Genomic DNA, 21,169 nt, shown 5'->3' with positions numbered 1-21,169 from the left:
ATGGCCCAACCGCGACCGCTTCATCCTGTCCAACGGTCACGGCTCCATGCTGATTTATTCCTTGCTGCACTTGGCTGGCTACAACCTGCCGATCGAAGAACTGAAACAGTTCCGCCAACTGCACTCGCAAACCCCAGGACACCCTGAATACGGTTACACCGAAGGTGTGGAAACCACCACAGGGCCCTTGGGACAAGGCATCACCAATGCCGTCGGTTTCGCCTTGGCCGAACGCACCCTGGCCGGCCAATTCAACCGTCCCGGTCACGACATCGTCGACCACCACACCTACGTATTCCTGGGTGACGGTTGCTTGATGGAAGGTATCTCCCACGAAGCCTGCTCCCTGGCCGGCTCCATGAAACTGGGTAAACTGATCGCCTTCTACGACGACAACAACATCTCCATCGACGGCGAAGTCCGTGGTCATGGCAACGTTGCCGGCTGGTTCCTCGACGACACTCCGAAACGCTTTGAAGCCTACGGCTGGCATGTCATTCCTAAAGTCGACGGCCACAACCCCGACGCCGTCAAAGCCGCGATTGAAGAAGCCAAAAAAGTCACCGACAAGCCTTCTATCATCTGCTGCCAAACCACCATCGGCTTCGGTTCGCCGAACAAACAAGGCAAAGAAGAATGCCATGGTGCAGCCTTAGGTGAAGCTGAAATTGCCTTGACCCGTGAAAACCTGGGTTGGCCGCATGCGCCGTTCGACATTCCTGCTGACATCAAAGCCGGTTGGGATGCCAACGCCAAAGGCGCCACGCTGGAAAGCGCCTGGAACGCCAAATTTGCCGCTTACAAAGCCGCACATCCTGAACTCGCGGCCGAATTTGAACGTCGCGTGATCAAAAACCAACTGCCTGCCGATTGGGCTGAAAAATCCAAAGCGTTTATCGCTGCGGTGGATGCCAAAGGCGAAACCATCGCCAGCCGCAAAGCCTCACAAAACACCTTGAACGGCTTTGGCCCCTTGTTGCCCGAACTGCTGGGCGGCTCTGCCGACTTGGCGGGCTCCAACCTGACCCTGTGGTCCGGCTGCAAAGACGTCAACCAACCGGGCTTCGACGGCAACTACGCCTACTACGGTGTGCGTGAATTCGGTATGTCCGCCATCATGAACGGCATCACCCTGCACGGCGGCTTCAAACCCTACGGCGCCACCTTCCTGATGTTCTCGGAATACGCCCGTAACGCCCTGCGCATGGCCGCGTTGATGAAAATCCCGACCATCTTCGTTTACACCCACGACTCCATCGGTCTGGGCGAAGACGGCCCGACCCACCAACCGGTCGAACAAACCGCCACCCTGCGCATGATTCCCAACATGCACGTCTGGCGTCCTTGCGACGCCGTCGAGTCGGCCGTTTGCTGGAAAGCCGCTATCGAACGTCAAGATGGACCGAGCACCCTGATCTTCTCTCGTCAAAACCTGCCGCACGTGCCTCGCACCGCCGCACAAATTGACGCGATCAGCAAAGGGGGCTACATCCTGAAAGACAGCGACGGCGCGCCGGAAGCCATCATCATCGCCACCGGATCCGAAGTGGAATTGGCGTTGAAAGCCGCTGACGCATTGAGCGCGAAAGGCAAAAAAATCCGCGTGGTGTCACTACCGTCTACCAACGTCTTCGAAGCGCAAGATCAAGCTTACAAAGACAGCGTATTGCCGCCAAGCGTGACCCAGCGCGTGGTAGTAGAAGCGGGAGTAACCGACGGCTGGTGGAAATACGCCGGCAGCGCGGGTAGAGTCGTAGGATTGGACCGTTTCGGCGAATCGGCCCCGGCAGGTCAGCTCTTCAAAGAGTTCGGCTTTACCGTGGACAATGTCGTCGCTAATGTGGAAGCCGTTCTTTAATTTTGTAAACTTAGGTGAGGTTTGGATTAAATGATCGAAGCCTCACGTTTCTAACAGCATAGGTGATAGACGTGAAAAGAAATGAATTAACGAAAGGCGTGATGGCAGCTCTAATGCTGACCAGTTCCTTAGCTATGGCGGGATCGGATTATCCGGCGGCTGATTATCAGCCAAAGGTACTCTATACCAATCCTGAATATAACGACAGCAAAGCTGCCCCTGCGGCTGCCACAGCACCTGCAGCGAAACCAGCTGTAAAAGAAGTTGAAGCGGATCCAGCTTTCCCAGCGACGAATTTTCAACCTAAAGTGTTATATAGCGATGCTGACTACAAGCACAGCTCTGCAGCACCAAGTGCGGCCAAATCGTCAAGTTCGTCATCTGCTGCCTCCACAACTTCTGCGGAAGCAGCGGTAGATGTGATACAAACAGAAAAGGCTGCGTCCTCTGATTTTTCCTACATTGGTTTAATTTTGTTGGCTGTAGCCGGATTTTTTATCTACAACAAAAAATCGCCTAAAAGTGCCAAAGGTTCTTCAGCTGATGATTACCAAGTTTCATCTGGCGCAACCGGCGTTGAAAAGTATCTGGAAAAAATGGGTGCGAATAAAACCGGCGTTGCCAAATACTTGGAAAAACAAGATTCCAATCCTGCTACCGGTGTTGCCAAATACATGGCAAAGCAAATCGTAAGAGATCGGGAAGCTGCCGCTGCGAAAGCGACTGGCGTGGAAAAGTATTTACGTGATAAAGCTTAATAGCATCTGATTCCTGATGCGGTTGCTGGAACTTAAGGGTTAAGCGTTAACTCTGAACCGGTAGATTTAAATGATCGCCACTTCGTATGTTTTAAAGCGTGTGTTCCGGCTTTGAATATATGCCAAGTGGCGATTCAGTCTTATCAATATAGCTAAAAATAGAGTTTCATCACCAGGGACTCTTTTGCAATCAATCTCCTGCAAGAATTGCTGAACATCTTTTGCTTGTAAAGCTCGGTTCAAACGAGGGGGAAAAATTAACAACACATCTGAGGATAATCCTATGGCAAAAAATTTACTCGAACAACTCCGTGAAATAACTGTGGTTGTCGCCGATACCGGTGATATTCAAGCGATCGAAACTTTCAAACCGCGCGATGCAACCACCAATCCTTCTTTGATCACCGCTGCTGCACAAATGCCGCAATATCAAGGAATTGTTGACGATACTTTGAAAGGTGCAAGAGCAACATTGGGTGCCGCTGCTTCGGCTGCAGAAGTTGTGACCCTGGCATTTGATCGTTTGGCCGTGTCTTTTGGCTTGAAAATTCTGGAAATCGTTGAAGGTCGTGTATCGACTGAAGTCGATGCGCGCTTGTCTTACGATACCGAAGCCACCATCGCTAAAGGTCGCGACTTGATCGCTCAATACGAAGCTGCAGGCATTTCAAAAGAGCGCGTTTTAATTAAAATCGCTGCTACCTGGGAAGGCATTCAAGCTGCCGCCGTATTGGAAAAAGAAGGTATTCACACCAACCTGACATTGTTGTTCGGTTTACACCAAGCGATTGCTTGTGCGGAAAACGGCATAACACTGATTTCACCATTCGTTGGCCGTATCTTAGACTGGTATAAAAAAGACACCGGCCGTGATTCTTATGCGCCTGCTGAAGATCCAGGTGTATTGTCAGTGACCGAAGTCTATAACTACTACAAAAAATTCGGCTACAAAACCGAAGTCATGGGCGCCAGCTTCCGTAACATCGGCGAGATCACCGAATTGGCGGGCTGCGATTTGTTGACCATCGCGCCGTCTTTATTGGCAGAGTTGCAATCCGTTGAAGGTGACTTGCCGCGCAAACTGGATCCTGCCAAAGCAGCAACAGCTTCAATCGAAAAAATTTCAGTCGATAAAGCCACTTTTGACCGCATGCATGAAGAAAACCGGATGGCTAAAGAAAAATTGGCCGAAGGTATCGATGGTTTCGCCAAAGCGCTGGAAGCACTGGAAAAATTGTTGTCGGACCGTTTGGCTGCCTTGGAAGCCTAATCTTGGTCTAGCCGCCGAGTGCAGGCGCTCGGTTGTTTAAGATTTGCAAGGCCGCCGAATCGAGTACGCGGCCTTGATTTGTTATTAACAGGATAAAATTTATGCCACAAAAAATATTTGATGTTGTTAAGCCGGGTGTTGTCACCGGTGAAGATGTACAAAAAATCTTTGCTATCTGCAAAGAAAATAATTTTGCGTTGCCGGCTGTAAACGTCATCAGCACCGATACCATTAACTCGGTATTGGAAGCGGCAGCAAAAGCCAAGTCACCTGTCGTCATTCAATTTTCTAATGGCGGTGCCGCATTCGTTGCTGGTAAAGGTCTGAAACTGGAAGGCCAAGGTTGCTCTATCGTTGGCGCCATTTCCGGTGCTCACCATGTTCACCGCATGGCGGAACTGTATGGCGTACCTGTTATTTTGCATACAGATCACGCGGCAAAAAAATTGCTGCCATGGGTAGACGGCATGCTGGATGAAGGTGAAAAATTCTTCGCTGCAACCGGCAAGCCTTTGTTCAGCTCGCACATGCTGGATCTTTCCGAAGAAAGCTTGCAAGAAAACATTGAAATCTGCGGTAAGTATCTGGAGCGCATGTCCAAAATGGGTATGACTCTGGAAATCGAACTGGGTTGTACCGGTGGCGAGGAAGACGGCGTCGACAACAGCGGCATGGATCATTCTGCTTTGTATACCCAGCCGGAAGATGTTGCTTACGCTTACGAGCACCTGAGCAAAATCAGCCATCGTTTCACAATTGCCGCGTCATTCGGTAACGTGCATGGTGTTTACTCTCCAGGCAACGTCAAATTGACGCCGAAAATTTTGGACAACTCACAAAAGTATGTTTCAGAGAAATTCGGTCTGCCGCATAACAGTTTGAACTTCGTATTCCATGGCGGTTCAGGTTCTTCTCCTGAAGAAATTAAAGAATCCATCAGCTACGGCGTCGTTAAAATGAACATCGATACCGATACCCAATGGGCTAGCTGGGCCGGTGTGATGGAGTTTTACAAAAAGAACGAAGGCTATTTGCAAAGTCAAATCGGTAACCCGGAAGGTGCCGATAAACCGAACAAAAAATACTATGACCCACGTGTTTGGCAACGTGCCGGCCAAGTTGGCATGGTGACTCGTTTAGAGCAAGCCTTCCAAGAATTAAACGCAGTTAATTCGCTGTAATATCTTGATAAAGCTGCAAAGGCCGTGAGGTCTTTGCAGTTCTTTCTGCAAAACATCCACAAGCTGAGTCAAAAATTTGACTTAACAGCTACAATTCCTCCAGGTATTTTTCGCATACCTGAGCTCCGCTTTTTGCCTAACTGCTTTCCAGTGACGGCTATACTATTATTCTAAAACGATGTTTTTTCTTGTATGATCAAATCCAGCTGATTTTCGTACAGTGGTCTGATTGAGCTTGAATATTTTGGCGCGTATTGTGCTGTAAAAATTTAAAAGGTGGAAAATGGCAGAAGCCCATGGGAAAGAAGAAGGTAAGAAGTCTTCCAAGAAAATAATCATAATAATCGTCGCGGTTGTCTTGGTTTTGGCTGGCGCGGGAGGCGGGGCTTACTTCTTTCTGAATAAGCCGGCCGACGCCGAGCATAAGGAAGAAGGCGATGCCAAGCATGACAAGGCGGAGCACAAGGATGAAGCCGCGCATGAAGAAGAGGCCGGCCACGAAAAAGTCGCTGAGCCTGATGTTTATTATGATTTACCAAGCCCCTTATTGGTTAATTTCCCCGCCAGCTCCGGCGCAAAAGTGATCAGAATATCCCTGACAATACTGATGAAAGGTGAGGCGAGTAAGGATGCAATGAAAAAACATGAGCCGATGATACGCAACAATTTGTTGATGGCCATCAGTGCGGTGGGTGCGGAAAAGGCGAAAACCTTGGAAGGAAAACAAGAGTTAAAAACCATGATGCAAGCCGAAATTGGTAAAGTTTTGGAAAAAATGGCCGGTAAAAACACCGTTAAAGATGTGTACTTCACTGAATTTGTAATGCAATAAATGTCAACCGCCGATCTATTATCACAAGACGAAATCGATGCGCTACTGCATGGCGTGGACGATGGCGACGTCGATACAGGGGCTGATGAAGACTACAGTCGAGGCACAGCGAGAGTCTATGATTTTAACAGTCAGGAACGGATTGTTCGGGGGCGGATGCCCACCTTGGAAATGGTCAACGAGCGCTTCGCTCGCCATTTTCGGATAGCTTTATTTAACTTTTTGCGGCGTGCCGCGGAAATCTCCGTATCCGGGATTCAAGTACAGAAGTTTTCCGAATTCATTCAGGGCTTATTCGTACCGACTAATTTGAATGTGATTCGGATGTCACCTTTACGCGGGCGGGCATTGATCGTGATGGAGCCGCGATTGGTGTTTACCGCTGTCGATAACTTTTTCGGCGGTGGCGGCCAGTTTTATAACAAGGTCGAAGGCAGGGAGTTCACGCCGACCGAAATGCGCATTATTCGGCTGATCATCGACATGATTTTCAAGGATTTAGCCGAAGCCTGGAAACCCGTGATGGATATTGACTTTGAATACATCAATTCAGAAGTCAACCCGCAATTCGCCAACATTGTCAGCCCTTCGGAAATCGTGGTGATTTCCACTATCCATGTGGAGTTGGAGGGCGGCGGCGGCGATATCAATATTGCAATGCCTTACTCCATGATTGAGCCTATCAGAGAATTGCTGGATGCGGTAACCAGCGACCGAGGTGAGGTGGATGGGCGTTGGCAAGATTCGCTAAGAGTTGAAATTATGCGTAGCGAAGTGGTCGTCAACAGTAAACTGATAGAAAAAGAAATGTCTATCAGCGAAGTGATTGAGCTTAAAAAAGGCGATGTGATTCCTATAGAAATGCCGGAAACCGTATTACTCGAAGTTGAGGATGTGCCGGTTTTTCGGGGCAAATTAGGGCTTTCCGATGGTAACTACGCCATCGAAATTACAGAAAAAATGACGCTGGATAATATTTGACAGCAGGGAAGGATAAGCATGAGTGAAAACGACGAAATCGGTGACGACTGGGCCGCAGCGATGAACGAGCAAGCTGATGCTGAAGCTGATTGGGGCGATGCACTGAAGGAACAAGCAAACGCCGCAAAGAGCTCTCAGCAAGGTTTTGCCGCAGCGGAGTTTCCCGAGTTTAGCGAGCAAAAATCCAGAAATAACGGTCCCAGCAGCGATGAAGTCAAGCTGGACGTCATTCTCGATGTGCCGGTGACCGTGTCGCTGGAGATCGGTCGAACCAAAATTAATATCCGCAATTTATTGCAGCTAAACCAGGGCTCGGTTGTAGAGCTGGATCGTTTTGCCGGCGAACCGATGGATGTATTGGTGAATGGTACTTTAGTTGCTCACGGCGAAGTTGTGGTGGTTAACGACAAGTTTGGTATTCGGCTGACCGACATTATCAGTCCGTCGGAACGAGTCAGAAAGCTCGGCTGATGTCTGTATCTCGCCTGGCTACCCAAATTATTTCGGTATTGATTGCACCTGTTGCATGGGCTGACGAAGCGGCTACGTTGCCCAGGCAGACCGCGAAAGTAGTGACTTCCGGGGATGTCGCACAATGGCTGTTGGCGTTGCTATTGGTGTTGGCGCTATTTTTTCTGTCGGTGTGGCTATTACGTAAAAGCGGCAGTTTGGCTTTTGTCGGTAAAAGTCAGTTGGCAGTGCTGGCCGGATTGTCATTGGGTATGCGTGAAAAATTGGTGTTGGTTAAAGTCGGTGAAAAACAGCTACTGTTAGGCGTTAGTGGCGGGCGTATCGATAAACTGCTTGAGCTTGAAGGCGACCAGCGCTTGTTTATGAATAGCGCAGACGGGCAGGAAGCCAGCTTATTTGCCAAGAAATTGCTGCAGGTCATGCAAGGTAAGCACCATGATTAAGTTGATTTTTTCCTGCCTGATAATAGGCTTACTGTTTTTGCCGGAAGCTGTTTACGCCGCAGTAGGCATAGATGCTATTACGGTGACTAGCAACCCCAAAGGCGGCGAAACCTATACGGTTACCATCCAGATTTTAGCGTTGATGACTATGCTGACCTTATTGCCGGCATTGTTGTTATCGATGACGTCTTTCACCCGGATCATGATTGTATTGGGTTTGCTTCGCCAAGCCATAGGTGCCGCGCAAGCGCCAAGCAATCAAGTGTTGCTGGGGTTATCTCTGTTTCTCACTATCTTCATTATGATGCCGGTGTTGGAAAAGGTTAATGAAACCGCTGTGCAGCCGTATATGGAAGAAAAAATTGACGCTGTGACTGCCTTACAAAATGCCTCCGAGCCGTTTAAACAGTTCATGCTCAAGCAAACCCGCGAGGCGGATCTGGATACCTTTGTGCGTATCTCCGGACGTGAACAAATTGACAAACCGGAAGATGTGCCGTTTTCCTTGTTGGTGCCGGCTTATGTGACTAGCGAATTGAAAACCGCGTTTCAGATAGGCTTTCTAATTTTTCTGCCGTTCCTGGTCATCGATCTAGTGGTAGCCAGTGTATTGATGTCTATGGGTATGATGATGCTGTCACCGATGATCGTGTCGTTGCCGTTCAAGATTATGTTGTTTGTGCTGGCGGACGGTTGGACCATGGTGATGGAAATGCTGGCAGCCAGCTTTTACGTATAGGCCAAGCCGATGATGACACCGGAAACCATCTCGGCAATAGCCCAGGACACCGTATTGATTTCCTTGAAATTAATGGGTCCTATCCTGATTGCCTCCTTGGTTGTTGGTTTGCTGGTGTCCATGTTCCAGGCGGCGACTTCGATTCAAGAACAGACTCTGACCTTTATCCCCAAGCTGGCGACTATTATCGCCGTGTTGATGATAGCCGGTCCCGGCATGTTACAAATGCTCATCGATTATTTCCAAGATTTGATGCGCGATATTCCTACGCTAATAGGATGAACTTCGGCGAAGACGAGCTACTGCGGTATCTTGCTTCGTTTGTCTGGCCATTCTTTCGCATCAGTTCCATGTTCATCACCGTGCCGGTTTTTAGCGTTAAAGCGGTGCCGGCCAAAGTAAGATTAATCGCCAGCCTATTGATTACCTGGGTCATTATGCCAACTTTGCCGGCGATGCCGGATATTGAAATATTTAGCTACCAAGGGTTTATGGTGGCGGTACAGCAAGTCGCCTTGGGGCTGACCACAGGCTTCATCCTGCAAATGGTGTTTTCCATCATGTTGTTTGCCGGACAGACTATCGCTTACAGCATGGGTTTGGGCTTTGCATCCATGGTCGATCCGGCAACTGGGGTGCAGGTGCCGGTGATCGCCCAACTATTTGTGATTAGCGGCAGCTTGTTGTTTTTAGCGGTGGATGGCCATTTATTGCTGATCGAGATGTTGGCGCAAAGCTTCCATACATTACCGGTCGGCAGTATGGGTATGGATAAGAGCGATGTGTGGCGAGTAATCAGTTGGAGCAGTCTGATATTTGCTGATGGTCTGCTACTGGCTATGCCGGTGATGGCGACCTTGTTATTCGTCAACATCAGCTTCGGTGTGGCGTCAAAAGCCGCGCCGCAGCTACAGATATTCGGCGTCGGCTTCCCTATCACCATCATGCTGGGTATGGGCTTAATCTGGATTGGCCTGCCGACCATGCTGGAAGGTTTTAGCGATATGCTGCACAACGGCTTCGCGCTGGTCCATGCATTATTGAGGTTGCAATAAATGGCGGAAGATTCCGGTCAAGATAAAACCGAAGACCCCACCGGCAAGCGACTCAGCGAGTCGCGTAAAAAAGGCCAGATTCCCCGTTCCAAGGAACTCAACACTTTTGTAACGTTGATTACCAGTTCGGCGCTGTTTTTCTATTTCGGGCAAGGCATGTGGCGCAGTATGCTGGAGATGATGAAGCATCCCTTGCAGTTGTCGCGGGAGGCTGTGTTCGATCCGGCGACTCCGCTGATTTATCTGAAGGCAGCGTTTGCCGAAGGTTTGTGGGTAATCCTGCCGTTTTTGGTGGTATTGGTGGTTGCCGATTTGGCGGCGGCGATGATGTTGGGTGGTTGGAACTTTACCAGCGAAGCCTTCGAAATGAAGTTTTCCAAGCTTAATCCGCTGACTGGGATAAAAAAAATCATCGGGATTCAAGGCTTGGTCGAATTGGTCAAGGCCATCATCAAAACCATACTGGTTGCGATTGTCTCCTGGAATTTATTCAAACTGTACTTCGACGATTTCATGGGCTTGAGCCGCTTGCCGCTCGATCAAGCCATCCATCATGTCGGCGATATTATTTCCTTTTGTTTAGTGATTTTGAGTGCTACCTTTTTATTGTTGGTAATGCTGGATGCCCCCTATCAGTTATGGAATCACCAGCGCCAACTGAAAATGACCAAGCAGGAAGTTCGGGACGAGGCTAAGGATCAAGAGGGTAATCCGGAAGTTAAAGGCAAAATCCGCCGCATGCAGATGGAGGCCGCGCAGCGGCGGATGATGGATGCGGTGCCTAGTGCCGACGTCATCGTCACCAATCCTACCCATTTCGCGGTAGCCTTAAAATACGATCAAAACGGCAATGGCGCACCTTTGCTGGTTGCCAAGGGGACGGATTTAGTTGCCGCGCAGATTCGTCAGCTGGCAATGGCCTCGCAAGTACCCTTGGTGGCAGCGCCTTCGTTGGCCAGGGCTTTGTATTACTCCACCGACCTGAATCAGGAAATACCGCGCGGCTTATTCTTAGCCGTCGCTCAAGTATTGGCCTATGTTTTTCAATTACGGGCTTCGACGCAACACGGCTGGAACAAACCGGTTCCGCCTACCGATGTGCAAGTACCCGACGACTTTAAGCAATAGCCCGGTATCGAGCTGAATTATGGATTTTACGAAAATACTCAACTCACTTAAGGCGCTGACCGGCTTGGGCTTGGGCGCGCCACTATTGATCGTGATGTTGCTGGCGTTGTTGATTTTGCCGCTGCCGCCGTTTGTGCTGGATCTGTTTTTTACCTTCAATATCGCGTTTTCGCTGATCATCTTGTTGGTGGTGATTTACACCCTCAAGCCGCTGGAGTTTGCCTCATTTCCTACCGTCATTCTGGTCGCAACCTTGTTGCGGCTATCCCTGAACGTGGCTTCCACCCGGGTGGTGTTGATTCGCGGCCATGAGGGCGGAGATGCCGCCGGCAAAGTCATTGAAGCCTTCGGTTCGTTCGTCATCGGCGGCAATTTCGCGGTCGGTATCGTGGTGTTTGCGATTTTGGTGGTCATCAATTTTATGGTGGTCACCAAAGGCGCCGGACGAGTCGCGGAAGTGAGCGCCCGTTTTACCTTGGATGCGATGCCGGGTAAGCAAATGGCTATCGACGCCGATTTGAATTCCGGCTTGATCAACCAGGATGAAGCGCGTGCCCGCCGCGAAGAAGTGGCCGCCGAAGCCGATTTTTACGGTTCCATGGATGGTGCCAGTAAATTCGTGCGTGGCGACGCGGTAGCCGGCATTATCATTTTGTTCGTGAACATGATAGGCGGCTTGGCGATAGGCGTGGGCCAACACGGCATGAGCTTTGCCGACGCCGCCAATATTTATGTGTTGCTGACCATCGGTGACGGTTTGGTGGCGCAGATTCCGTCGCTATTGTTGTCGGTGGCCGCGGCGATGGTGGTGACGCGGGTTCGCGGCAGCAAGCAGGATATTGGTAAACAGTTAAGTTCACAGCTGTTCGAAGATCCGCGTACTTTGTTGGTGACGGCGGCGGTGATGGGTATCCTGGGTATCATTCCCGGCATGCCGAATCTGGTGTTTATCCTGTTAGCGCTGACATTGGTCGGTGGCGCCTATTTGATCGACAGACGCCGCAAGTTGGAGGAAGAAAAAGCCCTGGAAATGGAGCGCATCGTTTCCCCGCAGCAACTAGCCAAAACCGAGATCAAGGAATTGGGCTGGGACGATGTGATGCCGGTCGATGCGATTGGTCTGGAAGTGGGGTATCGCTTGATTCCGCTGGTGGATAGAAATCAGGGCGGGCAATTGATGATGCGTATCAAGGGTGTGCGCAAGAAATTGTCGCAAGAGCTGGGTTTTCTAATTCCGTCGGTGCATATTCGGGACAACCTGGATTTGTCGCCTACCGAATACCGGATTTCCTTGATGGGCGTGAGCGTCGGCGAAGCCAATATCATGCCCGAGAAAGAAATGGCGATTAATCCCGGCCGGGTGTTCGGTACTTTGCAAGGCGCGCCTTGTAAGGATCCGGCGTTTGGTTTGGATGCGATCTGGATCGACGCCAATCAAAAAGACCAAGCGCAAACTCTGGGTTACACGGTCGTCGATCCCAGCACCGTGGTGGCCACGCATCTCAGTCATATTCTGCAAAGCAATGCGCATGAATTGTTCGGTTACGAGGAGGCGCAGCAGTTACTGGATAACTTGTCCAAAGTGGCGCCGAAGCTGGTCGAGGATCTGGTGCCGAAAACCTTGCCCTTGGGTATTTTGGTCAAGGTTCTGCAAAATCTGCTGCAAGAGCGGGTTTCCATTCGCGATTTACGAACCATCGCCGAAACTTTGGCGGAGTACGGGGTGAAGAGTCAAGATCCGGACATCTTGACCTCAGCGGTGCGGGCGGCCTTGGGGCGCTCAATTGTCCATGAAATCAATGGTGTACAGACAGAGATTCCGGTTATTACCCTCGATCCTGGATTGGAACAGATATTGCATAGGTCATTGCAGACGGCGGGCGAAGGTGGTGCGGGTTTAGAACCGGGTCTAGCCGAGCAGATGCACAAATCCCTGGAGGAAAGTGCGCAAAGGATGGAAATGGAAGGACAAACCGCAGTGTTGTTGGTGTCTTCTTATATTCGTCCTTGGTTGGCTCGCTTCGTTCGTCATTCGATATCCGGCTTACATGTGCTGGCCTATAATGAAATCCCGCAAGATCGGCAGATCAGGGTGGTTTCCACAGTGGGACAGCGGGGACAATAAAACAGAGGTTGCGCGATGAAAATTAAACGCTTTTTTGCAGCAGACATACGGCAGGCCATGCGCATGGTCAAAGAAGAATTGGGCGCCGATGCAGTGATTATGTCCAACCGTTCGGTGGATGGCGGCGTGGAAATCGTGGCGGCCCGCGACTTTGACGAACAGGTCATTCATAAAAATCTCAAGCAACGCGAAGACGAAAAATCGCCGCCCAATGAAGTTAAAAAAGTCGATTTGCCCGATCTCGAAGCCGAAAAGAAATCGCTGCATGTTTTAAGCAGCGCCAGAAAACGCGGCGCGGAAGGCAGCATTCCGGAAAATCCGATCCGTCGCAACCTGGATCAATACGTCGGTTATGCCGAAAAACTCCAGGTTGGGCATAACAACGCACAGAAAATCGCCGAAAAAGTTCGCCAAGTTGAAAAAATTGAAAAACCAGCCTGGGCAAGTGCCGATCCCAAAATCAAACCGTTGACCGAGCCACGGCCGGTGCAAGCGCACAACGGCGATAAATTTATCGACGAAATGCGTGCGGAAATGAAAGAACTGCGGACGATGTTGGACAGCAAACTGTCGAATATCGTCATGCAAATGCCGCAACACGGGCTACCTTTACACGATGATTTGCGCGACCGGATGTTGGAGTGTGGCTTCTCGAAAAACTTGGCAGGCAAGATAGCCAACCGGTTGGGTAGCCACAAGCAATTCGATTTGGCCATTGGCAAAGCCCAGGAAATGTTGGCCAGACTGGTGCCGATAGCCGACGACAACCTGTTGGATCAAGGCGGTATCGCCGCGTTGGTTGGCTCTACCGGGGTCGGTAAAACCACGACAGTCGCTAAATTGGCTGCGCAATTTATTTTAAAACACGGTTCCAGGCAGATCGCGCTGATTACCACCGATAATTATCGGATAGGCGCGCACGAGCAAATCAATACGTACGGCAGAATTTTGGATGTGCCGGTCAGAGTAGCGGGTGATGCGGAAGAATTGCGCAGGCATATCAATAGTTTTTCCGATAAACGCCTGATTTTGATCGACACCGCCGGCATGAGTCAGCGCGATATGCGTTTGGCCGAGCAGCTGAAAACCTTGCAACACGGCGATTTGCCTATACGCTCTTATCTGGTGATGTCCGCCACCACGCAATACAAAGCAATGCTGGAAATTATGGATGCGTTCCGAATACTCGAACCACAAGCGACTATACTAACCAAGTTTGATGAGGCAGTTAGCAAAGGTACCGCGTTGTCGGCGATTATCGAGCGGCGTATGCCATTGTCATTTATCACTGACGGTCAGCAGGTTCCGGAAGATATTTACTTGCCCGATGCCGATGCTTTGATTCGGCAGTGTATGGAAAGTGTCGATCAGGACCATGGCTATGGCGACGATGTGAATGTTGAAGACTGGCTGGCGGAAAGCCATGCATAAGTCATTCGATCAGGCAGCTGGAATTAGACAAATGAGACATATGAAACCGGTGCGAGTAATCGCGGTAACAAGTGGCAAGGGCGGGGTTGGCAAAACCAATCTTTCCGTCAATATCGGCGTGGCGCTGTCTAAAATGGGTAGGCGGGTGGCGATACTCGATGCCGATATGGGCTTGGCTAATGTCGATATTTTGCTGGGCATGTTTCCCGAATTCAATTTGTCGCATGTATTGAGCGGCGAAAAAAGCTTGAAGGAAATCATGATGACCGGACCTTCGGGGCTGAAAATCATTCCGGCGTCGTCGGGTATTCAGCGGATGTCCGATTTGTCGAGTATCGAGCAAGCCGGCGTGATAAGGGCTTTTAGCGAAATCGACCGAGAGTTGGATGTGTTGATCGTCGATACCGCTGCCGGTATTTCGGCAAGCGTGGTGAATTTTGCCCGGGCTTGCCAAGAAATAATCGTGGTGGTTTGCGACGAACCCACCTCGTTGGCTGATGCTTATGCGTATATCAAGCTGTTGAATAGAGATTACGGGTTGAATAGCTTTCATATCATTACGAATATGGTGCAGTCGGCTGAGCATGGACAGGCCTTGTTCAATAAGCTGAGTAAGGTAACCGACCGTTATTTGGATGTGGCCTTGCAGTTTGTCGGCGCGGTGCCGCAGGACGAATATTTGAAAAAATCCGTGCAAAAACAAACGCCAGTGGTGGAAGCATTCCCGCAAAGTAAGGCGGCGCTGGCGATTAAGAATTTGGCGCGAAAAATCGACAGCTGGCCGATCAAGCCCAAAGCGGGCGGCTACCTGGAGTTTTTTGTCGAACGGATGATTCAGTACAGCGCGAAAGAGGATGTTGCATGAGTGGAGCGGCAATGTATGCTGCTGTGCAGGCTGGAAATGTTGATGCCTTAGTCATTCAGCATGCGCCGCTGGTAAAACGCATTGCCTACCACTTAATGGGACGACTGCCCGATACGGTGCAGCTCGATGATTTGATTCAATCCGGCATGCTGGGCTTGCTGGAAGCGCTGAAACATTATGATGCTGGGCAGGGTGCCAGTTTCGATACCTATGCCGGTATCCGGATTCGCGGGGCCATGTTGGACGAACTGCGCCGTTCGGATTGGACGCCGCGTTCGGTGCATAAGAAAGCCCGGATGGTGGCGGAGGCGATACGCGAGGTTGAGAATCAACTGGGACGTGATGCCAAGGATACCGAAGTGGCCGGACATATGGGTATCGATCTGACTGAATACCATCATATTTTGCAGGACGCGGTGTCTTGTAAGACCTTTAGCGTCGAAGAATTGGTGCAAGGCGAAGACAGTGTTATAGATGATGTGCACGGCAATCAGCAGCCGGAAGATGTGCTGATCCAACAGAATTTTCAAAAAGCCCTAGCCAAGGCCATCTCGGAATTACCGGAACGGGAGCGCTTAGTCATATCGCTGTATTACGACGAAGAGCTGAATTTGCGTGAGATAGGCAAGGTGCTTGATGTCAGCGAATCGCGGGTTAGCCAAATTTGTAGTCAGGCGATGTTGCGCTTACGCGCTAGACTTGCGGATTGGGTGGAAGGGAAAGATAATGAAAAGTGCAGCTAATGTGTGGTTATTGCAGGAATTTTTCGCAATTATTGGTCACAATTTAGCGGTTTCTTAACAATAAAGTAATCTGGGTGGAGATTATCCTTGGATAAAAATATGCGTATTCTGGTTGTCGATGACTTTTCGACAATGCGGAGAATAGTAAAAAACCTGTTGAAAGATCTGGGTTTTACCAACACCGTGGAAGCGGACGACGGTAAAACAGCACTGCCTATTCTGGAAAAAGGCGGTATCGATTTTTTGATTACTGACTGGAATATGCCGGGCATGACCGGCATCGATTTATTGAAGGCCGTCAGGTCTACTCCCAGTTTGGCCAATCTGCCGGTGTTGATGGTCACAGCTGAAGCCAAGCGCGAGCAAATCATTATGGCTGCACAGGCCGGTGTAAATGGTTATGTCATCAAGCCTTTTACGGCTGCTACGCTTAAAGAGAAAATCGAAAAGATTTTTGAACGCATCGACGGCTGAAGCACAGGGAGATTACCATGAATACTGACCTGCTGAGTTTGGCCCGAGATTTGGTCGCAGCATTAGAAAAGTGCGACGAAGCGGCTGCCGATGAAATTCTTGATCAAGTAGCCGGATTAAGAGAAACACAATTGTTTAAAGAAATTGGCCGCCTAACTCGCCAATTGCACGACACTATGGTGAGTTTTTCCGTCGACTCAAAAATAGCAGCCATGGCTGAGCACGATATACCGGATGCCAAGGAGCGTCTGCATTATGTGATCGCGATGACGGAGCAAGCCGCAGATCAAACCTTAACCGCCGTTGAAGAGTTGTTGCCGGTATCAGATGAGCTAAACGGGCAGGTTAAACAATTGTCGGCGCAATGGAATCGCTTTTTGGATCGGGAAATGCCGTTCGACGAGTTTAAGGCCATGAGCGCCGATCTCAGTCAGTATTTTGAGCAGTCGCAAGTGTCTCTGGAGAAAATCCAGGCGGGCCTAAGCGATATATTGATGGCGCAAGGGTTTCAAGATATTACCGGGCAGATTATCCGCCGGGTTATCGATTTGGTGCAGGATCTTGAAGGCAGCATGGTGAATCTGATCAAAATTTCCAGTCGTAAAATTACGTCAAGCAGCGGTGCCGCGTTGCAGCCCGAAGTGCCCGGACCGGTTGTCCCCGGAGTAGATGACAGAGCCGGTGATGTGGCCACCAGTCAGGTCGATGTTGACGATTTACTGTCTAGTCTAGGTTTCTGAGGAAAACAACATGGCGATCGATCTGGACGACGAAATATTGCAAGACTTCCTGGTCGAGGCCGGGGAGATTCTTGATTCATTGGGTGAGCAGCTTGTGGAGCTGGAGCAATCACCTGGCGACCTTGATCTTCTCAACTCGATATTTCGTGGGTTCCACACCATAAAGGGCGGCGCTGGTTTTCTGGCTATCAGCGCTTTGGTCGATGTTTGTCATAACGCCGAAGACGTTTTTAACGTACTCAGGCAGGGTGATCGCCAAGTCACGCCGGATTTGATGGACGTGATTTTGCAAGTCGTGGACATCGTCAACGAGATGTTCGGGCAAGTCCGTTCCGGTAATACGCCAAAATCGGCCGATCAAGGTCTATTAAAACGCTTGAAATCTTACGCGGGGCCGGCCGAAGCTGCCGCGCCTGCTGAGATAGCGGTTGAAGCCGCTGTCATCAACGAAACCTTCGAATCCACCCCGCCGCTATCCCCTCAAGAATCCGCAGCGCAAGACTATGATGCAATGCTCGATCCAGAGGAGTTATTGGCCAGCGAATCCGCCTCGGAAGATGGCGATGAAATTACCGAGCAGGAATTCGAAGATTTGCTGGATGCGCTGCATGGTAAGGGCGGTTCTCCGACCGCGAACATTGCGGCGCAATCGGCAGCGCCGGCGGCGGATGACGAAATCAGTGAAGACGAGTTTGAAAATCTGCTGGACGAGTTGCATGGCAAAGGCAAGTTTTCGGTAAAAACCGAGCCGTCTGCGCCCGCCAGCGATTCCGGCGATATTACCGATGAGGAGTTCGATAAGGTACTTGATGCTTTGCACGGCAAAGGTAAGTTCGATGCTGCCAATTTGGGCAAGATTGATGAGCCGGCTGCGGGTGAAAAAAACCCACCAATTAAAAATGTAGAGTTGCCTGTCGAGAAACCGTTCGTGGCGGCTAAACCTGAGCCGGTCGCAAAACCGTCCGTCGATGTAGAGCCGGAAAATAGCTTAGGCAAAGTAGCGCCGGTAGTAGATTCCGTTTCCGACAAAAGTAAAGCCGCCACACCCCAAGCCGATACCACCGTCAGGGTAGATACTCAGATTTTGGACGATATTATGAACATGGTCGGCGAGCTGGTTCTGGTGCGTAACCGTTTCCAGACGCTTAAAGCCAATGCTGAAGCAGGCGAGCAGTTGTCCAAGGCGATATCCAATCTGGACGTGGTGACCGCCGATTTGCAATTGGCGGTCATGAAAACCCGGATGCAGCCAATCAAAAAAGTCTTTGGACGTTTTCCGCGTGTGGTACGCGATTTGGCTAGAAGTCTGAAAAAAGAAATCAGGCTGGAGTTGGTGGGTGAAGAAACCGATCTCGACAAAAATCTGGTCGAGGCTCTGGCGGATCCTTTGGTGCATTTGGTCAGGAATGCGGTAGATCACGGAATCGAATCGCCGGATGAGCGCGAAGCCAACGGCAAACCTCGGGAAGGCGTGGTGATATTGAAAGCGTCTCAGGAAGGTGATCATATCCAGTTGTCCATCAAAGACGACGGCAAGGGCATGAACCCCGACATACTGCGCGCCAAAGTAGTGGAAAAAGGCTTGATGGATGAAGAAAGCGCCGCCCGTCTTGACGATAAAGAGTGTTACAACCTGATTTTTCTGCCCGGATTTTCCACCAAAACTGAAATTTCCGACGTGTCCGGTCGCGGTGTCGGCATGGACGTGGTGAAAACACGGATCGCGCAAATGAACGGCGTGGTGGAAATTGATTCGGTGGAAGGCAAGGGCAGCACCATTATCATCAAGGTGCCGTTGACTTTGGCTATTATGCCGACCCTTATGGTGAAGTTGCGCGGGCAGGCTTTCGCGTTACCCTTGGCCAGCGTCTTGGAAATACTCGATCTGGATTTGAGCAAAACCAATAAGGTAGATGGTCAATTGGTGGTAATGGTCAGAAACAAGGCCTTGCCGCTGTTTTATTTAAGTGAGTGGCTGGTTAGAGGTTCTTATTTCACAGGCGAAACGCAGCCGACCAATCATGTGGTGGTCGTCAACGCTGGCGGCAGGCATGTCGGATTCGTGGTGGATCAATTAATCGGTCAGGAAGAAGTGGTGATTAAAGCGCTGGGTGCCAAGTTACATGGATTGGAAGGATTGGCGGGAGCAACCATCACCGGTGACGGCAAGATAGCGCTGATACTCGATGTGCCTGGCCTGATGAAGAAGTATGCGATGTGACGCGGCAATATGACCATTCGGGTGCTGATCGTCGACGACTCCAGTTTTATCTGTAAAAGAATTCGGGAAATTTTAGAAGAGGATCAAGAGTTTAAAGTGATAGGCGTCGCTCACGACGGTCGCGAAGCTATAGAACTTGCGGCAAGTCTGCAACCGGACGTTATCACCATGGATGTGGAGATGCCAATCATGGATGGTATCACGGCAGTCAAAAAAATCATGGGCACCCGGCCCTGTCCGATACTAATGTTTTCGGCAATGACGCAAGTCGGCGCTCAAGCCACTCTGGATGCGTTGAATGCCGGCGCTATCGACTTTTTGCCCAAGCAGTTGGAAGACATTGATGCTAATCGTGAAACGGCTCGCTACTTACTGAGATATAGAGTGAGAATGGTGGCTTCTCAGGCGACTAGAATGTCTTCCCCACGACCTCTGCCGCGCGTGAATCAAGAAGAACATCAGAGCTCAACCGCCGAAAACCCCGTAGTTAAGCCGATACGCGCTGCGTCCGCGTGGCCCAAAACTGCAACCAGCAGCAAAATCGAGCTTTTGGTGGTTGCCGCCTCGACTGGCGGGCCGGTCGCCATGCAATACGTGCTGAGCAAAATTCCGGCTGAGTGTTCGATACCCATATTGCTGGTGCAACACATGCCGCCTAATTTCACCAAAAGCTTTGCCGAACGCTTGAATTTGCTTTGCAATATTAATGTCAGGGAGGCGCGGGATGGTGACGTATTGCAGCCGGGGACCGCGTTATTGGGGCCAGGTGCAATGCAGATGCAAGTTAAGCAAGTAGCCGGTGAGCGGCGGATTGTGTTGCGGGCCAAGCAAAGTGGGGAAATTTATAGTCCCTGTGTCGATATTACTTTTGACTCGCTTGCCGAGGTATTCGCCGGGCATGTGTTGGCGGTGGTGTTGACCGGCATGGGCGCAGACGGCAAGGCTGGCGCTATGAAGTTAAGGCAGCGCGGCGCGCAAATATGGGCGCAGGACGAGGCGACAAGTACTATCTACGGCATGCCGAAAGCCATCGCAGAAGCCGGTCTGGCGGATCATATTTATTCTCTGGAAGAGATTGCCAACCAATTTAAAAAATTACATTGATGGATATTCTCAGTATTTTGGGTGTGTTGATAGGCTTTGCCGCGATTATCGGCGGTAACCTAATGGGCGGAGGAGAACTCGGGTCCCTGGTCAATTTTCATGCCTTTATTATTGTGGTGGGCGGTACGCTGGGAGCGACACTGTTGCAATTTCCGCCCAAGGTTTTTCTGCGCAGTTTACGCATTTTGAGTTGGATTTTTGTGCCGCAAAATTTGCAGCTTAAAAAGCAAATCGACAAGATTGTGCGCTGGAGTTCGTTGGCGCGTAAAGAAGGCCTGTTGGGGCTGGAATCGGTTATCGAAACCGAAAAAGACAGTTTTGCCAAAAAAGGTTTGCAGTTGCTGGTCGACGGCAACGAGCCGGAAGTGATACGCGATTGCCTTGAGGTTGAGCTGACTACAAAGGAGCATTTGGATACTCAAGCGGCAAGGGTTTTCGAGGCGATGGGTGGGTATGCGCCGACGATCGGCATTATTGGCGCGGTAATAGGCTTGATTCACGTCATGCAGAATTTAGCCAAACCGGAGTTATTGGGTAGCGGCATCGCGACAGCTTTCGTGGCGACTATTTACGGTGTCGGCCTAGCCAACTTATTGTTTATTCCTATAGCCAATAAGCTGAAGAGTCTGATTTTCGAAGCATCGCAAGCCAGGGAAATGGTGATAGAAGGCATTTCGTCGATAGCCGAGGGCGAAAACCCGCGTAATATCGAGTTGAAATTATCCGGTTTTTTATTGGAAAAATAAGGGA

General features: G+C 50.3%; 21 protein-coding genes. All 21 read left to right on the top strand.

Annotated features, from left to right (window positions below; genetic code table 11):
• A partial coding sequence (gene tkt / locus CWO84_RS13870; RefSeq protein WP_101053285.1) for a transketolase occupies positions 1-1,858 on the top strand: 1,858 nt, incomplete at its 5' end.
• Positions 1,859-1,929: 71 nt separating this feature from the next.
• Positions 1,930-2,616: a hypothetical protein gene (locus CWO84_RS13865; protein ID WP_240348115.1), complete on the top strand. Its 687-nt coding sequence runs from the start codon at positions 1,930-1,932 to the stop codon at positions 2,614-2,616.
• Positions 2,617-2,899: 283 nt separating this feature from the next.
• The gene (locus CWO84_RS13860) at positions 2,900-3,886 is read left to right on the top strand and encodes a transaldolase (protein WP_033159418.1); all 987 of its coding nucleotides are present in this window, start codon (positions 2,900-2,902) and stop codon (positions 3,884-3,886) included.
• A gap of 101 nt (positions 3,887-3,987) precedes the next feature.
• The gene (gene fbaA, locus CWO84_RS13855) at positions 3,988-5,067 is read left to right on the top strand and encodes a class II fructose-bisphosphate aldolase (protein ID WP_101053281.1); all 1,080 of its coding nucleotides are present in this window, start codon (positions 3,988-3,990) and stop codon (positions 5,065-5,067) included.
• A 283-nt stretch (positions 5,068-5,350) separates the two neighbouring features.
• Positions 5,351-5,899, top strand: coding sequence for a flagellar basal body-associated FliL family protein (locus CWO84_RS13850; protein ID WP_101053279.1), 549 nt, complete (start codon positions 5,351-5,353; stop codon positions 5,897-5,899).
• Positions 5,900-6,880, top strand: coding sequence for a flagellar motor switch protein FliM (gene fliM / locus CWO84_RS13845; RefSeq protein ID WP_033159415.1), 981 nt, complete (start codon positions 5,900-5,902; stop codon positions 6,878-6,880). It abuts the gene before it with no gap.
• Positions 6,881-6,898: 18 nt separating this feature from the next.
• Positions 6,899-7,351, top strand: coding sequence for a flagellar motor switch protein FliN (fliN, locus tag CWO84_RS13840; protein ID WP_020483679.1), 453 nt, complete (start codon positions 6,899-6,901; stop codon positions 7,349-7,351).
• Positions 7,351-7,794: a flagellar biosynthetic protein FliO gene (fliO, locus tag CWO84_RS13835; RefSeq protein WP_101053277.1), complete on the top strand. Its 444-nt coding sequence runs from the start codon at positions 7,351-7,353 to the stop codon at positions 7,792-7,794. The genes fliN and fliO overlap by 1 nt, the downstream gene beginning before the upstream one ends.
• Positions 7,787-8,533 carry a flagellar type III secretion system pore protein FliP gene (gene fliP, locus CWO84_RS13830; RefSeq protein ID WP_033159413.1) on the top strand — a complete coding sequence of 249 codons (747 nt, stop codon included), beginning with the start codon at positions 7,787-7,789 and terminating at the stop codon, positions 8,531-8,533. Before fliO ends, fliP begins: the two co-directional genes overlap by 8 nt.
• A 9-nt stretch (positions 8,534-8,542) precedes the next feature.
• Positions 8,543-8,815, top strand: coding sequence for a flagellar biosynthesis protein FliQ (gene fliQ, locus CWO84_RS13825; protein WP_020483676.1), 273 nt, complete (start codon positions 8,543-8,545; stop codon positions 8,813-8,815).
• Positions 8,812-9,588 carry a flagellar biosynthetic protein FliR gene (gene fliR, locus CWO84_RS13820; RefSeq protein WP_101053275.1) on the top strand — a complete coding sequence of 259 codons (777 nt, stop codon included), beginning with the start codon at positions 8,812-8,814 and terminating at the stop codon, positions 9,586-9,588. Before fliQ ends, fliR begins: the two co-directional genes overlap by 4 nt.
• Positions 9,589-10,716 carry a flagellar biosynthesis protein FlhB gene (gene flhB / locus CWO84_RS13815; protein ID WP_101053273.1) on the top strand — a complete coding sequence of 376 codons (1,128 nt, stop codon included), beginning with the start codon at positions 9,589-9,591 and terminating at the stop codon, positions 10,714-10,716.
• A gap of 19 nt (positions 10,717-10,735) precedes the next feature.
• On the top strand, positions 10,736-12,841 hold the full coding sequence (flhA, locus tag CWO84_RS13810) for a flagellar biosynthesis protein FlhA (RefSeq protein ID WP_033159410.1): 2,106 nt from the start codon (positions 10,736-10,738) through the stop codon (positions 12,839-12,841).
• A gap of 15 nt (positions 12,842-12,856) precedes the next feature.
• Positions 12,857-14,272 (top strand): flagellar biosynthesis protein FlhF, encoded by a 1,416-nt coding sequence (gene flhF, locus CWO84_RS13805; protein ID WP_033159409.1) that lies wholly within the window; start codon positions 12,857-12,859, stop codon positions 14,270-14,272.
• A gap of 31 nt (positions 14,273-14,303) precedes the next feature.
• Complete coding sequence (locus CWO84_RS13800) at positions 14,304-15,137, top strand: MinD/ParA family protein (protein ID WP_033159408.1); 834 nt, start codon at positions 14,304-14,306, stop codon at positions 15,135-15,137.
• Positions 15,134-15,880: an RNA polymerase sigma factor FliA gene (locus tag CWO84_RS13795; RefSeq protein WP_033159407.1), complete on the top strand. Its 747-nt coding sequence runs from the start codon at positions 15,134-15,136 to the stop codon at positions 15,878-15,880. The genes CWO84_RS13800 and CWO84_RS13795 overlap by 4 nt, the downstream gene beginning before the upstream one ends.
• Positions 15,881-15,967: 87 nt before the next feature.
• Entirely contained in the window at positions 15,968-16,354 is a 387-nt protein-coding gene (gene cheY / locus CWO84_RS13790; protein ID WP_020483669.1) for a chemotaxis response regulator CheY, read from the top strand.
• A gap of 17 nt (positions 16,355-16,371) precedes the next feature.
• A complete protein-coding gene (locus tag CWO84_RS13785) occupies positions 16,372-17,094 on the top strand; it encodes a protein phosphatase CheZ (protein ID WP_033159406.1) in 723 nt (240 codons plus the stop codon).
• Between the two features lie 10 nt (positions 17,095-17,104).
• Positions 17,105-19,315, top strand: coding sequence for a chemotaxis protein CheA (locus tag CWO84_RS13780; protein WP_033159405.1), 2,211 nt, complete (start codon positions 17,105-17,107; stop codon positions 19,313-19,315).
• 9 nt (positions 19,316-19,324) lie between these two features.
• Positions 19,325-20,419, top strand: a complete 1,095-nt coding sequence (locus CWO84_RS13775) for a chemotaxis response regulator protein-glutamate methylesterase (RefSeq protein WP_033159404.1) — start codon at positions 19,325-19,327, stop codon at positions 20,417-20,419.
• Complete coding sequence (locus tag CWO84_RS13770; protein ID WP_101053271.1) at positions 20,419-21,165, top strand: flagellar motor protein; 747 nt, start codon at positions 20,419-20,421, stop codon at positions 21,163-21,165. The genes CWO84_RS13775 and CWO84_RS13770 overlap by 1 nt, the downstream gene beginning before the upstream one ends.
• Positions 21,166-21,169 lie beyond the last annotated feature (4 nt).

The organism is Methylomonas sp. Kb3 (assembly GCF_002834115.1).
Taxonomy (GTDB): domain Bacteria; phylum Pseudomonadota; class Gammaproteobacteria; order Methylococcales; family Methylomonadaceae; genus Methylomonas; species Methylomonas defluvii.
The sequence above is the reverse complement of the archived record's forward strand: the minus strand, read 5'-3'. Positions and strand labels throughout refer to the sequence as shown.